This is a genomic window from Oligoflexus tunisiensis, from assembly GCF_001748245.1.
In the GTDB taxonomy this organism is placed as follows: Bacteria; Bdellovibrionota_B; Oligoflexia; order Oligoflexales; family Oligoflexaceae; genus Oligoflexus; species Oligoflexus tunisiensis.
The window spans coordinates 6,686,602-6,705,251 of the sequence record NZ_BDFO01000001.1 but is presented as its reverse complement, the minus strand read 5'-3'; the positions used below and the strand labels follow the sequence as shown (position 1 = coordinate 6,705,251).

The 18,650-nt window shown below is 55.8% G+C and carries 14 protein-coding genes; 5 read left to right on the top strand and 9 right to left on the bottom strand.

Annotation, left to right across the window (positions count from 1 at the left end; translation table 11 throughout):
- Entirely contained in the window at positions 1-2,487 is a 2,487-nt protein-coding gene (locus tag OLTU_RS27820; RefSeq protein ID WP_176737030.1) for a GAF domain-containing hybrid sensor histidine kinase/response regulator, read from the bottom strand.
- A 224-nt stretch (positions 2,488-2,711) separates the two neighbouring features.
- On the opposite strand from OLTU_RS27820, the gene OLTU_RS27815 reads away from it, so the two are divergent.
- Complete coding sequence (locus tag OLTU_RS27815; protein WP_141735991.1) at positions 2,712-5,498, top strand: 7TM diverse intracellular signaling domain-containing protein; 2,787 nt, start codon at positions 2,712-2,714, stop codon at positions 5,496-5,498.
- Positions 5,499-5,507: 9 nt separating this feature from the next.
- Here the strand turns inward: OLTU_RS27815 and OLTU_RS27810 are convergent, their stop codons facing one another.
- Both OLTU_RS27810 and OLTU_RS27805 read right to left on the bottom strand, forming a co-directional pair.
- On the bottom strand, positions 5,508-6,161 hold the full coding sequence (locus OLTU_RS27810; protein ID WP_141735990.1) for a DUF4360 domain-containing protein: 654 nt from the start codon (positions 6,159-6,161) through the stop codon (positions 5,508-5,510).
- Positions 6,162-6,181: 20 nt separating this feature from the next.
- Positions 6,182-7,489, bottom strand: a complete 1,308-nt coding sequence (locus tag OLTU_RS27805; RefSeq protein ID WP_176737029.1) for a vanadium-dependent haloperoxidase — start codon at positions 7,487-7,489, stop codon at positions 6,182-6,184.
- A gap of 223 nt (positions 7,490-7,712) precedes the next feature.
- Between OLTU_RS27805 and OLTU_RS27800 the strand changes: the two genes are divergently transcribed.
- From OLTU_RS27800 to OLTU_RS27790, 3 genes are read left to right on the top strand one after another with little or no spacing between them, the layout of a single operon-like run.
- On the top strand, positions 7,713-8,567 hold the full coding sequence (locus OLTU_RS27800) for an SAM-dependent methyltransferase (RefSeq protein ID WP_141735988.1): 855 nt from the start codon (positions 7,713-7,715) through the stop codon (positions 8,565-8,567).
- A 16-nt stretch (positions 8,568-8,583) separates the two neighbouring features.
- Positions 8,584-9,600: an SDR family oxidoreductase gene (locus tag OLTU_RS27795; protein ID WP_218110325.1), complete on the top strand. Its 1,017-nt coding sequence runs from the start codon at positions 8,584-8,586 to the stop codon at positions 9,598-9,600.
- A 22-nt stretch (positions 9,601-9,622) separates the two neighbouring features.
- Entirely contained in the window at positions 9,623-11,377 is a 1,755-nt protein-coding gene (locus OLTU_RS27790; protein WP_141735987.1) for a thiamine pyrophosphate-dependent enzyme, read from the top strand.
- On the opposite strand, the gene OLTU_RS27785 is transcribed toward OLTU_RS27790, so the two are convergent.
- The 6 genes from OLTU_RS27785 to OLTU_RS27760 are packed head-to-tail and all read right to left on the bottom strand — an operon-like array spanning position 11,374 to position 18,040.
- Entirely contained in the window at positions 11,374-12,243 is an 870-nt protein-coding gene (locus tag OLTU_RS27785; protein ID WP_141735986.1) for a cytochrome c oxidase assembly protein, read from the bottom strand. The genes OLTU_RS27790 and OLTU_RS27785 overlap by 4 nt on opposite strands.
- Positions 12,243-12,608, bottom strand: a complete 366-nt coding sequence (locus OLTU_RS27780; protein ID WP_141735985.1) for a hypothetical protein — start codon at positions 12,606-12,608, stop codon at positions 12,243-12,245. The genes OLTU_RS27785 and OLTU_RS27780 overlap by 1 nt, the downstream gene beginning before the upstream one ends.
- Positions 12,609-12,617: 9 nt before the next feature.
- Positions 12,618-15,140: a cbb3-type cytochrome c oxidase subunit I gene (locus OLTU_RS27775; RefSeq protein WP_176737028.1), complete on the bottom strand. Its 2,523-nt coding sequence runs from the start codon at positions 15,138-15,140 to the stop codon at positions 12,618-12,620.
- Complete coding sequence (coxB, locus tag OLTU_RS27770; RefSeq protein ID WP_218110324.1) at positions 15,137-16,108, bottom strand: cytochrome c oxidase subunit II; 972 nt, start codon at positions 16,106-16,108, stop codon at positions 15,137-15,139. Before coxB ends, OLTU_RS27775 begins: the two co-directional genes overlap by 4 nt.
- A gap of 10 nt (positions 16,109-16,118) precedes the next feature.
- Positions 16,119-17,561: a menaquinol-cytochrome c reductase cytochrome b/c subunit gene (locus OLTU_RS27765; protein ID WP_218110323.1), complete on the bottom strand. Its 1,443-nt coding sequence runs from the start codon at positions 17,559-17,561 to the stop codon at positions 16,119-16,121.
- A gap of 2 nt (positions 17,562-17,563) precedes the next feature.
- Positions 17,564-18,040, bottom strand: coding sequence for a QcrA and Rieske domain-containing protein (locus tag OLTU_RS27760; protein WP_141735981.1), 477 nt, complete (start codon positions 18,038-18,040; stop codon positions 17,564-17,566).
- 135 nt (positions 18,041-18,175) lie between these two features.
- Here OLTU_RS27760 and OLTU_RS32145 point away from each other — a divergent pair, with 135 nt between their 5' ends.
- A complete protein-coding gene (locus OLTU_RS32145) occupies positions 18,176-18,649 on the top strand; it encodes a c-type cytochrome (protein WP_176737025.1) in 474 nt (157 codons plus the stop codon).
- Position 18,650: the final 1 nt, after the last annotated feature.

The following is an 18,650-nucleotide window of genomic DNA, read 5'->3' as shown; positions in this document are numbered from 1 at the left end:
TCACGACCCGGCTTCATGGGCCGCGGCCGTGTATTTCCGGATGGCCTCAATGAGACCCGCCCGATCGATAGGTTTGACCAGATGATCCTGAAATCCGGCGTTGAGACTGTTTTCCCGATCACCACTCATGGCGTGTGCGGTTAAGGCCAGAATTGGCTTGGCATAGGACTGCGAGCGCAGATAACGCAGAGCGCCGAAGCCATCCAGTTCCGGCATCTGAATATCCATCAGCACAATATGAAATTCCCGCTGCATCGCCAGCTCCACTGCCTGAAGTCCGTTGGCTGCGGTTTCGATCACAGCACCCGCGGAGGCGAGAAAACTGCTGATATAGGTGCGGTTGTCGGGATTGTCATCCACCACCAGGATATGCAGACCCTTCAGCTCCTGCGCGCTGGCTCCTTTGCGCTGCGGCGCAGAGGGAGACGCGGGTGCGATGGGCGCGGTCGTCCCAATATTGATGGTGAAGGAAAAGGTGCTGCCTTCGCCGACGACGGATTTCACCAGGTGCAGATCCCCGCCCAGGGCCTGCGCCAGACCCCGGGAAACGGCCAGCCCCAGGCCTGTGCCTCCGAATCTGCGGGTGGTGGAGGAGTCGGCCTGCAGGAAAGGTTCAAAGATGCGGGACTGCTGAGATTCGGGTATGCCCGTGCCCGTGTCCACGATGGTAAAACGCAACTGCGCGCCGCTGTCCGGATTGCGATCACAGGACAGGCGAATTTCAATGCGACCCTTGTCGGTGAATTTGATCGCATTGCCCAGGAGATTGATCAGAATCTGCCGGAGCCGCGTGGGGTCGCTGTGCACGATTTCAGGCAGGTGGCCAACCGCGGCCAGGATCAGCCGCAGGTTTTTTTCCTGAGCCTTGAGCTGCAGAAGGCCGATGACATCCTGCACCAGGGGGATCACGGCAAAGTCGATTTGTTCAACCTCGAGCCGCTCCGATTCAATCTTCGAAAGATCCAGAATATCGTTGATCATATCCGCCAGAAGATGGCCGTTGCGCAGAATGCGGGCGTTGCAATCCCGGCGTTCCTCGTCGCTGATCCCTTCCTCATTGAGGAGTTCGGCAAAGCCAATCATGGCGCCGAGGGGCGTGCGGATTTCATGGCTCATGCTGGCCAGAAATTTGGATTTCGCTTTGTTGGCGGCTTCGGCTTCCTGACGCGCCGAGCGTTCCTTTTCATAGAGTCTGGCCCGTTCAAAGGCCTGCGCGCACTGGTCGGCAAAGGTCAAAACAAAACGCTGAAAGTCGCTGTCGAATTCCTGCGGCTGCTCGTATTCGAGAGTGATGATGCCGAGCAAATCCTGATTCAGGATAACGGGAATGCAGGAGAGCGAGCGGGGCTCCTGTTGAAAAAAAGGCTGGCTGAGAGCCTGGGCTTGCGGCCGAGCCCCTTCATCATAACCATGCGCCAGCACCAGCTCCAGATTGTGTGGTGATGCGGAAGGACGATGCAGCGCCACAGCCTGCGCGTTCAGATTTTGCGTGGCGAAGTCCTTGATGATGGTCGCGACCTCGTGCCAGGTCATCGCCCTGGCCAGCTGTGATCCAACGTCACGGAGCTGGGTGGCAATCCGTTCCGCCCTTTTACTGTCGGTGATATCCACGACGGTGCCGCTCATGCGGAGTGGCTGGTCCTGCTCGTCAAAGAAGACTTCCCCGAAGGCGTGCACCCACCGGATGGATCCATTGGCCAGAAGCCGATAGTCAGCAATAAATCGACCGTGGGACGGTTTCAGCGCTGCCGTGATGAGGTCCTGAACGTGCGACCGATCGTCCGGATGTATGGCATTCCGAATATCATCCATGGTGCGGTCTCCCTGAAGGGGGAAACCAAAAATATGTTTGGCCCGATCCGACCAGAACAGCTCATTGGTCGCGACGTTCCACTCCCAGAGGCCGACACCACCGGCGTCCGACGCCATACGCAGACGTTCCTCACTGCGCCGCAGCTGCTCGCGGTTTTCCACTTCCTTGGTGATATCCTTTTGCATGCCCCAGGCCCCGATCAGCCAGCGATCCTTGACAATGCCGATCAGGTTGTTGCGGAAATGCAGAACGTTCCCGTGCCGATCCCGTTCCACGGACTCCACATCGACCATGCGATAGTTGTTGTGAATGAAGGCCTGGAGATAGAGGCGATTCTCTTCATTCTCCGGGACAAGAAGCTGATGGAGGCGGGCGCCCATCAAATCAGAATGGTTGGCATATCCGTACATGCTGGCCATGGCCCGGTTGCATTCCGCAAGATAGGCCTTTTCCATCATCAAATTCAGCTGTTGCTCGGCGGGCAGCCGAATGTCGATGGGCTCGTCCAGCTCAAAGAGCCAAATGCCCTCGTTGCTCTGTTCGACCAGTTCCCGATAGCGGTCATGGCGCCATTTGACTTCATCGCGCCAGTGTCTTGGGCGGGCGCGAACCTGAAGGAGCGGGTTCATTTGGGAATACGAAACACGCTTTTTAGCGGCCCGAAGTTTTTTCATAACCAATACCTCTGGCTGGGCGGCAACGTGCCAACCCTGGGCTGTCCCATGAAAATCGATAGCTGTGATTCCGGTGTTCGCCCCCATACTAAGGTTAAAAATGAAGCCTTGTCCACGCTCGTCTTTCGCTGTCATTTCGATCAGATAAGGTACCCGGCAGCTTTCGCCCGGTCCCATCCTGCTGGCCAGGCCCTAAAATAATAAAGGACCCTTGCGGAAATCGAATGATGCGACTTTGGTTCTTCATTTTCAGCGCGCTGCTGTCCTTCGCCGTCCAGGCGCAAAGCCCGGATGCGGTGATTGATTTGCACGGTCGCGACTTCAATGAACCGTATCGCCTGGTCGAGGAGGGGCGTTTTTATTGGAATGAACTGTTGGAGCCAGGACAGGAGCCAGAGGGTGAGGGCATCGCCGCACCCCCGAAGGTCTGGAACGGCTGGTCCGTGCCGCAGTATGGCCCCATCCCGAATCATGGATATGCCACCTATGAATTCCGCCTGCGCGGCTTTGAGCCCTCGCGCCTGGGCTATCAATTTGGTCTGAGAACGGCCGCTTCAGCCTTTCGCATGACGGCCTGGCCTCAGGGGCGGCCCGAGGAGGCTGTTTCCGCGAACTCAGGGCGCGTGGGAACGTCGGCGGAAACCATGGTCCCTTCGCAGCGCTATGCGATCGTTTCGCTTCAACCCAAAAGTCCGGATGAAGTCTGGATCATCCGCATCCAGGTTTCCAATTATTTCCATAAACGCGCGGGTCTCTGGCAGAAACCTTTCATCGGATCCGGCAATACCGTCGAGCAGATATTCCTGAAGAATGAGCAGAAGGATATGTTCTCGCTTGGCTTTATGATGCTCATGACCTTTTACTGCCTGATGCTCTATGTGCGCCGCCGGGAGGATATGGAAAGCCTGACGCTGGCAGCGACTTCGGCCATGGCCTTTGTCCGTACGCTCTCCACGGGAACCATCTATTATTCCTCCCTGGCTCAGGACAGTGTCAGCGCCTTCATTCTGCAGTTCCGGCTGGAATACATCACCCTGGGCGGCGGTCCCCTCAGCTATATGCTGTTTGTCCACTTTGCTTTTCATCAGCAATCCAACAATCGTTTGGCCTTTATCGTGACCATGGGAAGTCTCTTCAATATCGTGATGGCCATGGTCATGCCGATGCAGATATTTACAGGACTTTTGCCTCTCTATCAGCTCAGCGTTTCCTCCATGCTGATCTATTTTTATGTGGTCCTCTTCCGAGCGTGGCGCGCGGGTCATGAGGGTGCCGGCACAGCACTGCTTGGTGCCATTGTCGTATCCATTACCGCGGCCTATGATGTCCTCGTGAATTTGAATATCGTGCCTCAACCCTACACTACGGTGTATGGCGTCGGCATCTTCCTCCTGATCCAAAGCCAGGTGACAGCGGGCCGCTTCGCCACGGCCTTCCGCACAGCCGAGCGTTTGCAGCGCGAACTGCGCAGCGAGGTGGAACGGCAGACCGCGGAGATTCGCTCACTGATGGAGAATGTGCCTCAAGGGATTTTTATACTGCAGAGCGATCTACGGATTCAGGGCAATTATTCGCTGTATCTGGAACGCCTCCTCGGCTCGGATGATCTCGCCGGAAAGGATGGGATTGAGGTGCTGTTTACAGGATGTGAGCAGAGCAACGAGCAGAAATCCATGGCCATGAGTGCGCTCATCGCCGCCATGAATGAAGAGAGCCTCGTCTGGTCGTTCAATGAAAGCTGTTTGCCACGCGAGCTGCGACGCCGTCATCGCAGTGGGGAAACCCATATCCTGGAAATCGACTGGCATCCCATCATCAATGCCCGGGATCAGATTGAGCGGGTGCTCGTGACCGTTCGCAACGTGACACGCGTCAAGGAACTGGAAGCGGAAAGTCGTCGGCATCAGGTGGATTTTGATATTCTGACAGAAATCATTCAAGCCGGCCGTGCCGATGTTCTGCGCTTTTTGGAGCAGGGCCGTCTTTACATGACGCGCTGCCAGGCTCTTCTGCAGGATGAGCAGGAGAACATGGAATCGGTCGCCAGCAAAATCTTTCTGCATATCCATACGCTCAAGGGTCTGGCCCGGGCGCTCGGCCTCCGAACGATGACCACGCAGATCCATGATCTGGAGCAGGAGCTCAGTCAGCATCAAAAAACCAGGTGGCAGTCCTGGACGCGTTCGCGTGCGGCTGAAGTGGTGAAATCCACCGGCTCGGTGTTTGCAGCCTATCAATCCATCATGGAAGAAAAACTGCACTGGGGGGGGGAACACGGCGGTGAAATGCTGGGTGAAGGCGAACTGAAGGACATCGATCGGGAGATCAGGCGCCTTCCGCCTCTGGCCTCACTGCCGGCTGCGATGCTGCCGCTGGTGAAGAAAGTGGACAGGATAGTCACGCGTCTCGCTTATCATGAAGTTTATGCCCTGCAGGATGATCTGAAGCGCGAGGCGCGATCTTTGGCCATGGAACTCGGCAAGCCGACACCGGAAGTGATCTTTGAAGGGGAAGGTATCCTTCTCAATCGAACCGCCGAGAGTCTTTTGCGATCGGCTCTTGTGCATCTCGTTCGCAATTCCCTCGACCATGGTCTTGAATCCACCGATGAACGGCGGCTCCTGAAGAAAAAGATTGAAGGCCGCATTCAACTGACCTTCGAACATCACCACGATCGCCTCCGCATGCGCTACGCGGATGACGGACGGGGTTTGAACCTGGAAGCGATCCGCGCCCGGGCCTTGAACCTCGGTCTGCTGACGCCCGAGCAGCAGCTTCCACCCGAAAAAATGGCTGAATTTATCTTTGAGAGCGGTTTCACCACCAAGACCAGAGCCGATATGATATCCGGCCGTGGTATCGGCATGGATGCGGTCCGGCATCTTTTTGAAGAGGCCGGGGGCCGCATTTGGATTGAGTTGCCTCGGGATGGTTCCGCCCCATTTGTTATTCGGGGTGAACTGCCGGCCAGCCTCTATCGCCTGACCGATGTCATGCAAAAAGGGGCATGATCGGCTTATTCAGCGTTTCGCCTCTTCCGCTTTGCATATCTGATAATCCCAACCCCAGTATGCGATCGGAGCCTTTTTCTCCGAGGCGGCACCGAGATTGGCCTTGCCGATATCAATCAAACTTTGCTTTTGCAAGGGAAACGAACTGGCCCCCAGGGAGAAACTGCCTTTAAAGACCGCCGTTCCACCACAAGGTGAAAACGGTCTTGGGGCGGTCCATAGCTCCTCTTCCAGAAAGGAATTGGAGACAAGACCGGCGTCGGTATTGGACCAGTAACGCTGCAGGACTATCCTATCCGCTGCGCCTTCCAGAGTATAGTGGGCATCCAGAGTGATGCTGCCTCCATCATCAAACTGATAGTCTCCTTCCACGGTGAGTCGCGAAGGGGTCATGGCCAGACCAGGGGGAAGATCCACCTCAATCGTCAGATCGCAACTGGCGGTATCTGTGCCCATGGTATGGAAGGTTTCGAACTCCACACTGCAGTCACCATTCCTGGGATTCAGAACGAAATTGATTTTACCGCAGGTGGCTTCATCATAGATAAAGCGAAAGTTCTGCAGCTCAAAACCCTCGGGCACGCTATTTGAAATCATGGCTTGTTCAGACCCGGCATAAGCCAGAAAGGGAAGACCGAGAAGGAAAAAGGCGGCCAGTTTCATCGTGTTTCTCCTATAAAGCGTTAGCGACAGACTCGACCAGCCGCAGCAGCCTTGGAGCCGGGCCGCGGTGGAAGTGCCTGAGCGTGATAGACCTGACCCAGACTTTGTGCCAGATGCAGACCATCCTGCCCATCGAACTCATAATGTATGCCTCCATAGACGCGGCTCCGGGCCGCATCATGGGCTGCTGCAGCAAAGTCAGGGTATTGCCTGACAACGGGCACAACTTCGGAGGTCACACGAACGGAAGGCAAACGATCCTGGAAAAAATCCGTCAGGACCACGGCTGCCGTTCCACTCACAGCGGCGTGGCCGCTGACATAGGCGGGAAACGGAGGTGTATCGAGCAGGGATTCCCAGGAAGGATCCGGTTCGGTGAAAGGATTTCCGTCCTGGTTCGCCTCACGGATGGCCGTGATCGGGCGCCAAAAATAAAAATGCCACTTGGAATCCCAGGCGGCAATGCAGGCATCGGCCATCGCCATATTCAGGATCGCATGGATGCGGGTGATTTCAACCAGATCGTTGTCACACTGAGCGAGATGATCCTTAAGAATTGTATTCCAGTGCCCGGGTGGTGTGGATGTACCGGCACCATCGGCCCAAAAAAATGCCGTTTCGGTTTGCTCCGCGGTTCGCTCCGTGGAGTTTTTGGATCCCAGGCGTCTCACTTCATCCAGAGCTGCGGCATAGGCAGCCGAATTCAGAGCCGGCGGACCCAGAGGCCGGAGCGCTTCACCTTTTTCCAGAATCCAGGGCTGCAGTCTGCCCCAACCGGGCAGGAGATAAGGTCCCTGCAGCGGTGGTGTGGGAACCCAATAACCCGGTCCCACGGGAAAGGTTTGGGATGGAGACGTGGTGCCCGGATCCGTGAGACGTTCGCTGATGATGCGATCACTCAAACGATAAGCCTCTTCCATGGCATTCAACTTCATCTCTTCAGGTAGGGTCGTGACGAGAGACTCCTCCTGCAGAGTCTGGGCCGCTTTCTCCTGAATTCCAGGTGGGGCGAAATCCTTCAACACGCGAAACGCGGCGGCGGCCGTTTGCAGACGCTGCAGCTGCAAATTCCCGGGAGAGGATTCCACGGGAACATTCATCAGGCTCAGGTAGCTTCCGCTCGAGCGATTGGCCGCTTCAAACATGGCCAGATGCATCGCAGCCAAATATTGGACGGCCAGCGGCGGCACGATTCTCCGTTGCCTTATGCTGTCCAAAGCAAACTCATTCCATGTCGTGACAAACTTCATGTCCTCGGATTGCGGTGCGTGGGCGAATCCTGGAACAGAAAGGACCATCGAGACCAAACAAAGGATGAAAACACGCATGCCTTTGCTCCTTTTAAGGAATGGATAACCTGTGTGGTAGCACGATTTTTTTGTTGACGAACTCGGTGCGATTCCCAGCATATTTCCTCTGAATTTTGATGAACTCGGGTGAAACGTAGGCAGGACGATACATGCGGAATAGTTTGTAATAGCGATTTTTTACCACTTTGCCATCACGTGTGATATCTTCACCCCAAGTTCTTGCTCAGCATGGGGAGCTTTCATGGAATCAACGCACGCGCCGCCCAGCACAGAAGCCATTGCCGCTCATTATGATAATTTGGACCGTTTTTACCGCGATATTTGGGGTGAACATGTTCATCACGGACTTTGGGAATCCGGAGAGGAATCCGCCGAAGAAGCCGTCCTGCATCTGAGCCATCGAATGGCCCAATTGGCACAAGTTGGGCGCGGGGATCAGGTCGTGGATGTGGGCTGTGGTTACGGCGGCACCTCGCGAATTCTGGCTCGTGAGTATGGAGCCAGCGTTACCGGATTCACGGTTTCGCGCCAGCAGTATGAATATGCGATCGCGCAGATCGATGAAGGCGAGCCCCTGCAGTATTATTGCGAAGATTTCCTTACGCATGATCTGCCTGATGACAGTTTTCAGGCGCTAATTTCCATCGAATGCCTGGAGCATATTCAGGATAAGAAGGAATTCTTTCGCCGGGCCTGGCGCCTTTTGGAACCCGGCGGTCGCTTTGCGATATCCGTCTGGGCCGCCGCGGAGGATGCGTCCGCCTGGCAAAAAAAGGCTCTCCTGCGTCCCATTTCCGAAGAGGGACGCATGCCGGATTTGATTCCCGGTTCGGAGTGGAAGCGGCTTATGGAAGAGGCCGGTTTTGAGCTGACCTTGGCTCAGGATGTAGCCCCTCAGGTCAAGAAAACCTGGGCCATCTGCTGCAGCCGTCTGGCAAAAAAGGTGGTGACGGATAGCGCCTATCGGAAATTTTTATGGAATCACCCGGCCAAGGACAAGGTCTTTGCGCTGACTCTTTTTCGGCTTTATGCCGCGTTCGAAACTCATGCCATGAGTTATTGGATCTTTGCCGGGCAGAAACGATTGCTGGCCTGAAGAAGGACGTGCTTGTATGCGAATGCAGGATAGGGAAGTCGTGGTGATAACAGGGGCAAGCGCCGGCGTGGGCCGGGCGACCGTGCGTGAATTTGCCAAACACAAGACCATCATCTGTGCGCTGGCACGGGATGAAAAGCGCCTCAAGGAAACCCAGGATGAAATTGAGGGCCAGGGAAGCATCGCCCGCATTTTTCCGGTGGACGTGGCGGATCATGAAGCGGTCATGGCCGCGGCGGATAAGATTGTGGCTGAGTTTGGCCGCATTGATATCTGGATCAACAATGCCATGGTCTCTGTATTCTCGCCCTTTCATGAAATGACACCCGAGGAATACCGTCGGGTCACCGATGTCACCTATCATGGCTTCGTTTATGGAACCATGGCCGCATTGAAACACATGCGCCCCCGGAATCAGGGCACCATCGTTCAGGTGGGATCCGCGCTGGCTTATCGCGGCATTCCCCTTCAATCCGCCTACTGTGGGGCCAAACATGCGATTCAAGGTTTCACGGAATCGGTGCGCTCGGAACTTTATCATGACAACGTGGATATCTGGTTGACCATGGTCCAGCTGCCAGCGGTCAATACTCCGCAATTTGAGTGGACAAAATCCCGTCTGCCCCGACGTTCCAAGCCGGTTCCTCCGATTTATCAGCCGGAAATCGCCGCCCGTGCCATTCACTGGGCTGCTCATAACCGGCGCCGTGAACTCAATGTGGGAATCACGAGTTCGGTGGTCATCTTCGGCAATAAATGGGCTCCGGGTTTGGGGGATCATTACCTTGCGGCCCAGGGCTATGGCTCGCAGCAAAGGGACGAGCCGGCCGATCCCAATGCCCCCGATAATCTCTGGAAACCCGTGCCGGGAAATTATGCCGCTCACGGAGTTTTTGATGATATCGCCATTAAACGAAGCCCTCAAGTCTGGATGAACACGCATCGGCCTCTGGTGGCTGGACTTGCAGCAGGCGCTGCTGTTGCAGCTTATGCTTTTCTGCGCAAGGAGCGAAGCCGCCCCTTATGGTCATGACTCTTCGCAAGGAGTGTTGCAAATGAAAAAGACTGCCGCTGATGTTCTGATCGAGCGTCTGATAAGCTGGGATGTGGATGTTATTTTTGGACTCCCTGGCGATGGGATCAATGGCATCATGGAGGCCCTGCGCACGCGTCAGGATCAAATCCGCTTTATTCAGGTTCGTCACGAGGAAAATGCAGCCTTCATGGCCTGCGCTTATTCCAAGTTCACCGGCCGCCTTGGTGTGTGCCTGGCCACGTCGGGTCCTGGAGGCATCCATCTTTTGAATGGACTCTATGATGCCAAGCTTGATGGCCAGGCCGTGCTCGCCATCACAGGCCTGCAATTCCATGACCTCATCAACACCCATACGCAGCAGGATGTCGAACTCGATAAGCTCTTTCAGGACGTTGCCATCTACAATAACCGTATCATGGGGACGACTCATGTTGAAGGAACGGTCGACCTCGCCTGTCGCACTGCTTTGTCCTATAAAGGCGTCGCTCATATCACCTTCCCGGTCGATATCCAAAGCATGACGATGGACAAGGACCAGCGTTCCGAACGCAATGTTCCCCACCATGGGTCCACGGTGCAGGGACTGCGGGAACGTCTGCCCTCCGAGCAGGATCTGCGGGCTGCAGCGGATGTCCTGAATTCAGGAAAAAAGGTGGCGCTGCTTGTCGGGCGTGGGGCCCTGGGTTGCGTGGATGAACTCGAAATGGTGGCCAAAAAACTGGGCGCACCGATCATCAAGGCCCTGCTTGGCAAAGCGGCTGTGCCGGATGACAGCCCTTATACCACGGGCGGCATTGGGCTTCTGGGGACCAAGGCCTCGCAGGAGGCTCTGGAAAATTGCGATACCCTTTTTATCATCGGCACGTCTTTCCCCTATATCGAATACTATCCCAAGCCCGGGCAGGCCAAGGCCGTGCAAATCGATATGGATCCCATGCGGATCGGCAATCGTTATCCCGTGGATGTTGCGCTGGTCGGGGACAGCCGCAAAACCTTGCAAAATATTTTGCCGCGCCTCCATGAAAGGGAGGATAAATCCTTTCTCGAAAGCGCACAGAAGGAAATGGCCTCCTGGTGGGAACTCATGGAGGAACGGGGAACGCGGCCCGACACGCCCATGAAGCCTCAGGTTGTGGCCTGGCAGCTCGACAAGTACCTGACGGATGATGCCATCATCTGTTCGGATTCCGGCACCATTACCACCTGGTGGGCCCGGCAGATCCGCGCGCGGCGGAACCAGATGTTCTCCTGTTCCGGAAACCTGGCGACCATGGCCTGCGGCCTGTCGTATGCCATCGCCGCCCAGATCGCTTATCCCGGGCGGCAGTGCGTGGCCTTTATCGGGGACGGCGGCTTTTCGATGTCACCCTCGGAACTGGCCACCTGTGTAAAATACAAACTGCCGGTGAAGATCATTGTCATCAAGAATAATTCCCTGGGCCAGATCAAATGGGAACAGATGGTGTTCCTTGGCAATCCGGAGTTCGGCTGTGAGCTTCAGCCGATCGACTTTGCGGCCATGGCTCGCGCCTTCGGTGTGACCGCTTACACCATCGAGGATCCTGCCGACTGCGGGCGTGTGCTGCAGGAGGCGCTGATGATCCAGGGACCGGTGTTGGTCGAGGCGGTGGTGGATCCTCTGGAACCACCCATGCCCGCAAAAATTTCCGTGACCCAGGCGAAGCACTTTGCGGAATCACTGGCCAAGGGTCAGCCTTATGCCGGCAAGATCGCCCTCACGGTGGCTCACGATCGCATTCGGGAAATGATTTAGTTGGGCTTCGCGACGGTGATCGGCTCATCAGGGTCCTTCAGGAGGCGCAAGGTCAGCCAGGCGGCGATCAGCACATAGCTGATGCCGGCTGGCATCCACATGATATAGCCTGCCACCTGCTGATCCTCAAGGGCGGTCAGACCATGAGTCCCTGTCGTATGAGCATAAAACGGATACCAGATCTGAGGCGAAAGGGCCATCAGAACACCAAGGGCCGTGGAATGCAGGCTGGTGACAAACAGATAAACGATCCCCGCTGCGGAATTCAGAGCCGGTCGTCCGATGCGCCGCAGCAGAACCTTCCAGAAAAAATAGGAACTGATAAAAAAGGCCAGATGCTGCACGTTATGAATGGCCCTGTTTTCCAGGGCCGATTCATAGAGCCGCGGCAAATGCCAGATCCAAAGGACAAGAGCATAAAGCCCGGCAATCAGCAGCGGGCGCGTGACACGATTCATGCCGCCTCCCACGAACACGCGCTGCAGGCGCCAGAGGCGGCGCCGGCCCTTTGATGAAAACCCCACGCGCATAAAGAAATCCGAATAGCTGAAAACAAAAAGCGGAGCCGCCACCATCATCAGCAGCATGTGCTGAATCATATGAATGGAAAGAAGCTCCTCGCTGAGCCGATCAATCGGTGGCAGAAGGGCCGCGAGCACCGCGAGGACGGCTCCGATAAAAAAGAGAAGAGGACCCCATTCGCGCGGGCCTTTCCGACGCCAGCCCCGGATGTAGAGAAAGCTGATCAGGCTCAGGTTTCCGATGATCAGTGCATACCAGCCGATGACATCCTGCACAGGACCCGGACCATGGGCTCTTGCATTGTCAGGCAGAAAAAAAAGAGCCGCGCAAAGAAAAGCCGGCATCAGCAATTCCTCCCGAGGATAAAAATGGGAAAGGACTGGGCCACGATGATGATCAGGAAAAGTCCATTGCTCAGAAGGCTGCTGCGCGCCATGAAAAGATTGATATCACCTTCCGCTGTGCTGAGGCTCGCGAGGCTCGCCAAATGATGGCGTCGCGCCACGTAAAGGGCGCCCAGGGTTATCGCCGTGGCGAACAGAGTGAGAAGGCCCACACCCCAGTGCATCAGGCTCAGTCCCAGAAACGATGTTCCGAGGAAACCGCCGCGACAGTACCCTTCACTGATGCCATAGGTTCCCATCAGGTGGAGTGTCCACGCCAGGGCTCCTCCGAGAAAGGCATACCATATCCTGAACCTTTGCCCCATAAGCTGACCTCAAAAAAGTCGGGGTGAGAGGTAAAGCGTCGCGAATACCAGGACACCGACGGCGATCATGAAATACCAGGCCAGTGCTGTGACCTGCTGATGTAGAATCAGGGTGCCGGACAAGGACTCCTTGCGATCACGGAATATGTGCAAAACCAGGGAAACCAGCACCGCGAGTCCAGTCAGAACCAGCGCCACCATATGCCAGGTGATGGCGTGAAAGAGCGAGGCATAGGCATTGAGCGTGGGAGAGTATCCCGCAGCCACCGACTCCATCACCACCAGAACTCCCGCAACAAGGCCCAGGCCACAGCAGACGATCAGCGGCAGGAGCGATGATTGCCCCGCACGCAAACGCTTCTGCCCGATGAAAAACAGGGGACCACTGGCGAGCAGCATGCCATAGGCCAGTCCGGAGCGCAGAAAGCCTGGCAGCGGCAGATCACCCTGAGGCCAGTCCAGGGAATAAACCCGCAGATAGAAATAGGAATAGAAAAGAACTCCAAAGATCGTGGCCATCACGGTCAGGACCCCGGTCATTGCCCACCAGCCGACTGCCTGGGTTCCGGTGGGTTCCACCGGCAGTCCTGTGAGGCGGGTGACATCGCTCTTCCGCATTTTTTCCAGCTCAGCGGAACGGGGCCAGAGCCAGTAGGCGACCACACCCAAAGTGAAAATCAGGCCGACGGCGGCAACGATATAGGCTTTAAACAGCGTGGCAATGGACATAATCACAATGCCCGAGGCCGCTGTGATGGGAATGTAGGATGGGCCGGCCACACGCTGGATGGCCTGCGGTTCGCCCGTGATGACATCGGTGACCAGCGTGGCCCGCCAGGCCGAGGGCTGATTTTCCATGGCAGCGGCGAGGTGGACGAGGTGCTCGGGCTTTTTCCCCTGGGTCTCATCGAGAGGCTCACGACTGGAAATGATCGGCGGCTTGTTAAAGATATAGTTCGGCATGTCGACCGTCACGGCCCATTCCAGCGAGCGTGCTCCCCAGGGATTTTTTTCAGCCCGTTTGCCTCGCATTCCAAAATAGAAAATATTGTAGACCACCATAAGAAAACCAAGGCCCATGAAAAAGGCGGCCACCGTGGAGAGCAGATTCAATTCACCGATGCCGAGGTTCGCTGAGTAGGTGTAAACCCGGCGGCTCATCCCCAAAAGTCCGGTGATATGCATCGGAAAGAATGTGAGATTAAAGCCGATGAAAATGGTCCAAAAGCTCCAGCGTCCCAGTCTTTCATTGGGGAGATAGCCCGTAATCAGAGGCAGCCAGTAATGAATGGCCGCCAGGATGGGAAAGACGACACCACCAATCAGAACATAATGGAAATGCGCGACCACAAAATACGTATCATGAGCCTGCAAATCAAAGGGCAGCACCGCGACCATGACACCGGTCAACCCTCCCAGTACAAAGATAAAGAAAAATCCGAGGATAAAAAGCATCGGAGTTTTCAGAGCGGGTGAGCTGCGCCAGAGCGTGGCAATCCAGGAAAAGATCTGCACGCCGCTGGCCACACCAATCATGATGCTGGCCGCCGCGAAAAAACCCGAGGCGATCGGTGGAAGACCCGTCGTAAACATGTGGTGCGCCCAGAGACCAAAACTGAGAAACCCGGTGATCAGAACCGCGACCACAACCATGCTGTAGCCTGCTAAAGGCCGTCTGGCAAAGGTTGGCAGGATCATCGACACAAAACCGGTGGCCGGCAGAAACATGATGTAAACGTCGGGATGCCCGAAGAACCAGAAAAGATGCTGCCACAAAACCGGATTGCCGCCCGCTTCGGCCACGAAGAATTTGGTGCCAATGGCCCGATCGAATTCAATCAGGACCGTTGCGCCGAAGAGAGTGGCAAAGGCGATAATGATCATGACTCCCGTGACCAGCCAGGTCCAGCCAAAGAGCGGCAGGCGTCCGAGGCTCATGCCAGGCGCCCGCAATTTCAGGATGGTGGTGACGATTTCGATCCCGGTCCCGACGCCTGCGATTTCAATAAAGCCGAGTCCGACCAGAAGAAAGTCCACCCCAAGACCGGTATAGGATTCCAGGGAAAGCGGCGCATATACGAACCAGCCGGTGTCCGGCACGGCATTGAACAAAAAACCGGTAAAGAAGATGAAGCCTCCCGAAATAAAAACCCAGAAACTGAAGGCGCTCATGCGGGGAAATGCCATCTCGCGGGCTCCCACAAAGATGGGCAGCAAATAGATCGCCAGCCCTTCAAGGAAGGGCAGGATCACGAGGAACATCATGGTCGCGCCGTGCATGGTGAACAGGCGATTGTAAGTTTCCGGACCAACCAGATTATTATCCGGGACCGCCAGCTGCAGACGCATGAGAAGAGCCATCATGCCGGCCAGCAGGAAAAAGACCAGAGAGGACACCATGAAACGATTGCCAAAGGGCTGGTTGTTGACGGTGGCAAACCAGGAGGCCATCCCGGTCTCCGGAGCCGTCCAGACCTTTTCAAATTCCTCCTTGTATGAGGCGGCGCTTGGGGCGCTGTCTGATAGGTTCATTCGAGACTCATAAGATAGGTGATGAGAGGATGATAGTCCTCCGCTTTGATGTAAGAGGGTGGCATGCGATTGCCCGGTTTCAAAGCCTGCGGATTGGCCACCCATCCTGCGAGTGAACCATAGCTGTTCGCGATCACGCCGGCGCCGAGGGAACTGCGACTGCCGATGTGAGTCAGATCCGGTCCGACCTTGCCCTGGGCTGGGGTGCCGCGAATCGTATGACACTCTCCGCAGCCTTCATCCATAAAGGCCTTCTGTCCCTGCTGCAGAGTAGGATTATCGGCCAGAATCTGCGGCTTCTGACGTTGAGCGACCCAGGCTGCAAAATCTTCGGGCGTGACGGCAATAACCATCAGAGCCATGCGCGCATGCTGCAGTCCGCAAAACTCGGCACACTGCGCGCGATAGCTGCCGGCCTGATCCACCTGAAGCCAATGTCTTGTGATCTGTCCGGGAATCAAATCCGTTTTGCCCGAAAGACTCGGCGGCCAGAAACTATGAATGACATCCCCCGACGTCATCTCCAGACGAACCGACTGCCCTACTGGCACATAGATTTCATTCGCAATGGTGATATCCTGGTCCGGATACTGAACATCCCACCACCACATATAACCTGTCAGACGAATGACCAGAGCCTCCTCGGGCGGATGCAGCTTGCGGGTGACCAGCAGCGTATAAATCAAAAGTGGGATCAGGATCACCACCGGCATCACGAGTCCGCCGAGAGCAATGAAGGTGGTATCGCCCAAGGGTGGCCTGGGTGTGGTTTGCCAGCGCCGGCGCAGGATGGCCAGGCTGAGCAGAATCAAGACCAAAAGAAAAATACCGCCAAAGACGACGAGCATGATCCACAAAAGATCGGAGATCATGGACGCAGCGGGACCAAAGGGATTCAGGGCGGACGATTTCGCCTCCAAAAACTCCTGAATGCGATCAGGCGCCGTCTGTATATGGAAATCCATCATTCTCATGCCGCTAATATTTCCGGGGGAACGTTTGAGCCACCAGAACAAAATCCACCAGGGCATCGATTTCGTCGTCCGCCAGGCGTTGCCCGTAGGCTGGCATGGCCACGCCCTGCGGCGGTTGCCGGATGAATTGCCGAAGTTCATCCGCTGAGAGCCGCACCTTGAGATCGGTCAGCTCCGGCCCCACCTTGCCGCCTTTCCCTCCTATGGCATGACAGCTGATACAGCTGTACTGCGTGAAGAGCTGATGACCCCGCTCCGCACTCGGAGAAAGTTCCGCCTGAGGGGGCAGGGGGGCCAGCTCCTCGGTCGGCCATGCCGTCCAGGGCGAACGCATCCGCAGGCCCGTCAGACCCAGGAGTGCAATGATGATGGCAACAATCGTGCCGACAGCCAAAGGCCGGCGACGCAGGCCGCGATTGGCGCCATGATCCACAAAGGGAATGAGTATCAAAAAGAAAAAGAGCAGGATCGGAAAGCCCACATAGAACCAGGACGTCAAAGCCGGGGGCAGGTAGGCAACCAGAGCGCTATACCAATGAAACCACCATTCCTCAGCTGGAAACGATGTTTCGGTGAAGTTGGCTTCCGGCATGAGCTCCCTCGGGCCCAGGGTCAGAGTCAGCGCCAGCACCACGCAGAAGATCACGAACGCAAAGAGCTGGGATTCCACCATCGTGTAAGGAAAAAAGGTGGTCCCTTCCTTATGGCTATGCTTCAGTTCTTCATAGAGTTCCTTCTGCTCCTCCGCTGTTTCCACGGGTTCAATTCGTTCCGGGATGGTCGTGACGCCATGGAAGACCACGAGGTACAGGTGATAACCCACGAGCCCCAGAAGAAGAACGGGGACGATGATCACATGCACGGCAAAGAGCCGACTGAGAGTGGCGCTGCCTTGTGTCCAGCCACCCTGAACGAAATAAACCAGTTCATCTCCGATCCAGGGCACACGATGAAACATATTCAGGGCCACGCGAATCGCATAAATCGAACGTTCATCCCAGCGCAGGGTATAACCAATATAAGCATTGATAATGATGAGAAAGAACATGAGCACACCGATGACCCAGGTTCCTTCCCGTGGCGGCAGATAGCCACCGATGAGAATATGGCGAAAAAGATGATAGAGCACGATCACTACCATCATCCCCGCCGACCAGTAGTGCATGCCTCGCACGAACCAGCCCATGGCCTGGTGTTGGGTGATATGAAGGACACTCGCATATGCCGTCTCGGGTGACGCCGAATACATGAGTGCGAGGGCAAAGCCGGTGATGATGAGAATGCCGAAGAGGAAGAGCAGGCTGGCGCCATCCCCGTAGTACCAGCGTGCCTTCGGCACGCGCCTTGCGAAAAACCTGCGCCAAACGGGTCCGAGTGCCAGACGATCAATCACGGCATGAATGATATTATCGGTTTTCTGTTCATCGTCTGTCATGCCTTCACTCATGATCATGCCATGGGAGGAACGGAGCGCACGTTGATTTCAAGCACTCCATCCTGAATGCGCGTGGCGTATTTCCAAAGTCCCCGTTTGGGTGGGCCCGCCCGCCGTTCGCCTTCCTTGTCGAATATTCCGCCATGGCAGGGACAAAAGAACCATTCACTGCCCTGGTCCCAGACGATGGGACAGCCGAGATCGGTGCAGGCTCGGGAGTACACCACGAATTCCTGATCGCTGCGGCGCCATACATAAAGCGAGCGGCGGCTTAGATTTTGATGCTCCTTCTGATCGGAAATCACCACCTCCCGGTTCTGCATCGCGCCGATCGGGAAGTCACCCAGCGGGCCGATCGGGCGCCAATCTTCAACATCATCCGCGGCGAAAGCGGGCGCCAGCATGTTAATCAGGACCGGAACACCAACAGCACCAGCGATTGCGCAGCCTGTTCCCGCAACGGTTAAAGAGAGAAGCTTTCTTCGATCCATGGCTGTCTCCTTTTCACTCGTTTGTATCTAAATAATTTTCGGGAATTTAGAAATGCTGGATTACTTGTACAGGAGCATGGAATTTGCATTCACTTCAGCTGTCGTCCACCTCAGAATCCACAGGTTGAAAACCATATGCAAGGATTTAACGTCTCTTTCCTTTGGATCATCCTGATTGCAGGCGTTCTGACCCTTTTTTTGATATTGGGTAATTTCTTTGGTTTGGGCCTGCATCGCTTCCCGGGAGAGCCGCGACGTTATTCCCTTGTTGGAAATTCACAACAGGGGAGGGTGGCTCTGGAACAATACGGTTGTGGATCATGTCACATCATTCCTGGCGTCAGGGAAGCTCATGGGCGTGTAGGGCCCAGTCTCGCCAGAGTGGATGAACAAATTTATTTGGCCGGACATTTGCCGAATGATCCGGAGAATCTGATGCGGTGGATTATGGATCCGCAAAGCGTTGATCCGAAAACTCTGATGCCTGATCTGAATGTAAGTCGGTCGGAAGCTGAAGACATGGCTGCCTATCTCTATGAGCAGCCACGAACTCCATTGGAACGTTTCAAGCGGGAACTTCAATACATGAGTTCGGAAAACATCCCCTGAG